Annotated in this window: 5 protein-coding genes; 2 read left to right on the top strand and 3 right to left on the bottom strand. The window is 68.3% G+C overall.

From position 1 onward, the window contains the following. Nucleotides 1-459: ATP-binding cassette domain-containing protein (locus AB0C29_RS35280; RefSeq protein ID WP_360829742.1), on the bottom strand; the 459-nt coding region annotated here is incomplete at its 3' end. On the opposite strand from AB0C29_RS35280, the gene AB0C29_RS35275 reads away from it, so the two are divergent. After that, complete coding sequence (locus tag AB0C29_RS35275; protein ID WP_360829739.1) at nt 458-997, top strand: polysaccharide deacetylase family protein; 540 nt, start codon at nt 458-460, stop codon at nt 995-997. The two genes, AB0C29_RS35280 and AB0C29_RS35275, sit on opposite strands and share 2 nt — an antisense overlap. On the opposite strand, the gene AB0C29_RS35270 is transcribed toward AB0C29_RS35275, so the two are convergent. Both AB0C29_RS35270 and AB0C29_RS35265 read right to left on the bottom strand, forming a co-directional pair. Then, nucleotides 989-1,801 carry a DNA-formamidopyrimidine glycosylase family protein gene (locus AB0C29_RS35270; protein WP_360829736.1) on the bottom strand — a complete coding sequence of 271 codons (813 nt, stop codon included), beginning with the start codon at nt 1,799-1,801 and terminating at the stop codon, nt 989-991. The genes AB0C29_RS35275 and AB0C29_RS35270 overlap by 9 nt on opposite strands. A 1,344-nt stretch (nt 1,802-3,145) precedes the next feature. After that, nucleotides 3,146-3,703, bottom strand: coding sequence for a hypothetical protein (locus AB0C29_RS35265; RefSeq protein ID WP_360829733.1), 558 nt, complete (start codon nt 3,701-3,703; stop codon nt 3,146-3,148). A gap of 166 nt (nt 3,704-3,869) precedes the next feature. On the opposite strand from AB0C29_RS35265, the gene AB0C29_RS35260 reads away from it, so the two are divergent. Continuing rightward, on the top strand, nt 3,870-4,478 hold the full coding sequence (locus tag AB0C29_RS35260; protein ID WP_360829730.1) for an ATP-dependent Clp protease proteolytic subunit: 609 nt from the start codon (nt 3,870-3,872) through the stop codon (nt 4,476-4,478). Nucleotides 4,479-4,504: the final 26 nt, after the last annotated feature.

Raw genomic sequence — 4,504 nt, 5'->3', positions numbered from 1 at the left:
CGCGACCCGTTGCCGTTCACCGCCGGAGAGCTGCCCGGCGCGGTGCCGGATCCGGCCTGCGAGACCCACCTGGGCCAGCGCCTCGGCGGCGTGCGCCCGGCGGGCGGTGGCCGGCATGCCGCGGTACAGCAGGCCGGTCGCCACGTTGTCGAGGACGCTGAGGTGTTCCAGAAGGAAGAACTGCTGGAAGACGAAGCCGAGGCTGGTGGCGCGGACCTCGGACAGCTTCGGGTCGGACAGGGCCGAGGTGTCGGTGCCGGCGATCCGGACCGTACCGCTGGTGGGGCGTTCCAGGGTGCCGAGGATGCTCAGCAGCGTCGACTTGCCGGCCCCGGAGGCGCCGGTGATGGCCACCGTCTCGCCCGCGCCGACCACCAGGTTGATGTCGGCGAGCGCGGTGACGGTGGACGGTGGCGGATAGACCTTGCTCACCGCGGAGAGCTCCAGGGCGGCGGTCATGTCGCCGGCACCTCCACGGTGGCGCCCTCGCGCAGGCCCTCACCCTCGACCTGGACCAGGGTGTCGGGCGGCCGGTCACACGCTGTGCAACCACACCTGGGACCACAGCCTGACCATCGGCAAGAAGCGCCCGGGCAAGATCCAGGACGACCTGCGCCGCACCAACGAGGCGATCCGGGCCGCGGTGCCGGGTGCGGAGATCCCGTTCTTCCGCGCCCCGGGCGGCAACTTCACCGACGCCCTGGTGCAGACGGCGTACACGGACGGCATGACCTCGCTCTACTGGGAGGTCGACCCCCGCGACTGGGAGCACACCGAGAAAGAGGACGACGCCGCCCACGTCGACAAGATCGTCAAGGGCGTGCAGAAGGAGACCCGGCCGGGCGCGATCGTGCTGTCGCACGACTTCAACCAGCCGGACACCATCCTGGCGTACGAGCAGCTGCTGCCCTGGCTGACCGAGAACTTCCAGCTCGGCATCCCGGACCAGCCGCCGGCCCCGACCGCGGCGGCTCCCGGCCCGGCGTCCTCACTCTGAGGGCTGGCAGACCGGGCACCAGTAGAGGTTCCGGCCGGCCATCGGCCCCCGGGTGACCGCGGTGCCGCAGACCAGGCACGGCTGACCCGTACGGCGGTAGACATAAACCTCACCGCCGTGCCGGTCCACCCGCGGCGCCCGCCGCATCGCCTCCGGCGTGTGAGCGGTGTGGACGGTGTCGATCCGCCCCCGTACGACCCCCTCCTTCATCAGGGCACGCAGGTCGTCCCAGAGCTCCGCCCAGCACTGCACGCTGACGTCCCGCCCCGGCGTGGTCGGCGCCAGCCCGGCCCGGAACAACACCTCGTTGGCGTAGATGAGCCCGCACCCGGCCACCACCGTCTGGTCGAGCAGCAGCGCGAACACCGGCTTGCCGCTGGCCACGATCCGGGTGTACGCCAGCCGCGGCTCGGCATCGTCGCGCAACGGATCCTGCCCGAGCCGGGCCCGCAGCGCCGCGACCTGCACCGGATCGAGGACCTCGCAGGCGGTCGGACCCCGCAGCTCCAACCAGTGGCGGGCACCGGACATGGCCAGCCGCACCTGCCCGACGGGCGCGGGCGCGGGCAGGTCACCATCGGCGAACTTCCCGTAGAGCCCGAGATGAATGTGCATCGTCGACTCGTCGTCGAAGTGGTGCAGCAGATGTTTGCCGTACGCCTCGGTGTCGACCAGCGTGCGCCCGTCCAGCAGCGCGGCCCCGGCGGCGAACCGCCCCTGCGGGCTGGCGACCCGAACGACCTGCCCGGCGAAGAGCGCCCGATGCCGCGCCGCAAGCCGATGAATGGTGTGTCCCTCTGGCACGGGGTCCAAGGCTACTCAGACGCCCGACTCTGCGGTAGCTTGAGCGCTTCCTTGCTAACATCGCATCCTCCCTTGCCTTAAGGGATGGGGTGAAGTCACGCAAGTGACCGGGCAACCTTCCCGCCCGAACCCGACGGAAAGACCGAGAAACACATCGCCGCTCAGCGGTGTGCGTCGGTCTACTTGTCGCGAGTTCAGAGGGAAAGAGTTGACCACTCTCATCATTGCCGTCCTGGCCATCGCAGCCGCCTTTCTCCTCGCGGCTTGGGGCATGTACCTCAGGTTCTGCTTCGCCGTCGCCAAGCTTCTAGGCGTGCCTGGACTTAAGGTCGCGTTGCAGGTAGCGGCCGTCTTCCCTATAAGGCAGTGGGCCAGCGTCGCACGCGGGATGCTCGGCCAGGCGCCCCCTCTCCCCGCGGAGGCGCCGCAGCCTACGGAGCCTGCCTCTGCTTCCCCACTGCCTTAAGCAGCGGGAGGGAGTTGCCGTGGGGACTGCGGTTCAGCAGGCGGCTGCGCGGGGTCAACCGGCAGGCGGCGAGCCGCCCAATCCTGCGGGCGGAAGGGCCGGTAGATCTGGGGCGTCTTGTCGAGCGCTTCCAAGCCGTGCCATTTGGCGAGCAGGAGGTTGAAGCCCAGCCACATGCCAAAGGCCAAGAGTGGGATGAACGCTAGAACCAAGACGAACCACAGCCATTGCAACGCGCGCGCCCTTCATCATGTCCGCGCCGAGCCGCGTACAGGTTGGGGAATGCGGTTGTTGAGGGCTAAAGCGGTAGTTCTACCCCAGTTGCGCTCGGGACTGGGGTCAGCCGATGTCTCGTCTCGGCATACCTTCGGCCGTCCATTCCGAAGACGGCCTGAGAATAATCGAGCCAAGCCCAGCGCACCACCGTGTCACCTGACTGAGTGAATCGCCCGCCAGCAGAAGGACCAGCCATAACTCGCCTGTTCTTCCATAACCTGGCTCGATCATCCACAGGGGATGGTGTAGCCACAGCGAGTGCACAGAGAAAGGCGGGCTCATGGCAAGCTTGGGAAAGCTTGTGCTTCCCCACGTTCGACGGCAGGCGTGGCTGTTGGGCGGCGACGTGGGCAACAGCGGCCCGGCGTGCTCAACCAGGCGCGGACCCCAATGAACCGGCTCAGGGCAGCCAGGTAGCAGGCCACCCAGAACAGCCAGAGCGCTGACTACGCCTGCACGAGGGGGTCCGGATGGGGTTCGGCTCGCGATCAGCAAGAAGGACTCTGCTGGTGGAGGCCCGAATTGGTCGCCAGCTAACGGTGAATGGTGTGTCCCTCTGGCACGGGAAGCAACGGTACTCAGCCGCCCGGACCCCCGGCGAGTCAGCCCGAGCCGGCGCAACCCTTACGCCTGCTCTCGATCCACGGCGTGCCGGAAAGGGTCGCCGGCACCATTTTCCGGACCTGCTCGTCCTCGGTCTCCAGGCTGACGGCAGCAATGAGTTCCCCGGGCGGATCCACGGCGCAGTTCCACTCGACCACCACGTCGACGGGCAACGTCGTGCCCGGCGGGACCTGTCGTTCCTTCTCGGGGCTGCGCACGGTGACGCCCGGCTGGTCGACGCGGACGGCAAGGACGCCGACCATCTCCGGCCCGGCATTGACGACCGTGACCTGGGCTTCGATGCGTACCCGCCGCTGCTCGTCGTCCACCGTCAGCACACCGTCCTCGGCGAAGAGCAGCACCGAGACCGTGGACCAGTCGGCCTGGTCCGCCTGGTCCACTGACGCCGCCAACGGCCGATACCACCCGAGGTACGTCGCCACGCCACCCAGCACCCCGCCGGCCAGAAACGACCCCACCACGACCAGGACCAGCGCCCGTCCGGTAGCGAGGCGGCGCCGTCTCCGGTCATGAGCCGGCTGGTCGAGATCGATCACTGCCTGCCCCTTCCTGCAGTTCCGTCCCGGTCATCCTTGCCGGTGACCTCCAGTCTTTCGCCCTGAGGAGAATCGCTGGGATCCGCGCCCTTTACCGGGGAAGGTGGTAGAGGTCGAATGCCGGGTGGGTGCGACAGACTCCCGGCTCGTGCGAGAGGGTGGGTCCATGAGAGTTGACGAGATCGCGATGCGGGCGGGTGGCGCATCCTTTGACGACCAGGTCTTCGAGCGGCTGCTCCGGGAGCGCATCATCTTCCTCGGCAGCGAGGTCAACGACGAGGTGACCAACCGGATCTGCGCGCAGATGCTGCTGCTCGCCTCGGCCGACAGCGAGAAGGACATCGCCCTGTACATCAACTCGCCGGGTGGTTCCATCAGCGCGGGTATGGCCGTCTACGACACGATGCAGTACATCAAGAACGACGTGGCCACGATCGCCATGGGCATGGCGGCCTCGATGGGTCAGTTCCTGCTCTGCGCCGGCACCGCCGGCAAGCGGTACGCCCTGCCGCACGCCCGGGTGATGATGCACCAGCTGTCCGGCGGCATCGGCGGCACCGCGGCCGACATCGCCATCCAGGCCGAGAGCATGCTGCACATCAAGTCGGTCATGAACGAGCGGATCGCCTTCCACACCGGGCACACCCCGGAGGAGATCGGCCGCGACTCCGACCGGGACCGCTGGTTCACCGCCCAGGAGGCCAAGGACTACGGGATCGTCGACCACGTGATCTCCAAGGCGACCGACGTCAACGCGACGTCCGCCCTGATCTGACGCGTTTCCGGCGGCGGGTGCCCGGC

The sequence above is a fragment of the Actinoplanes sp. NPDC048791 genome (assembly GCF_040650095.1).
In the GTDB taxonomy this organism is placed as follows: domain Bacteria; phylum Actinomycetota; class Actinomycetes; order Mycobacteriales; family Micromonosporaceae; genus Actinoplanes.
This window is presented reverse-complemented; position numbering and strand designations above follow the sequence as displayed.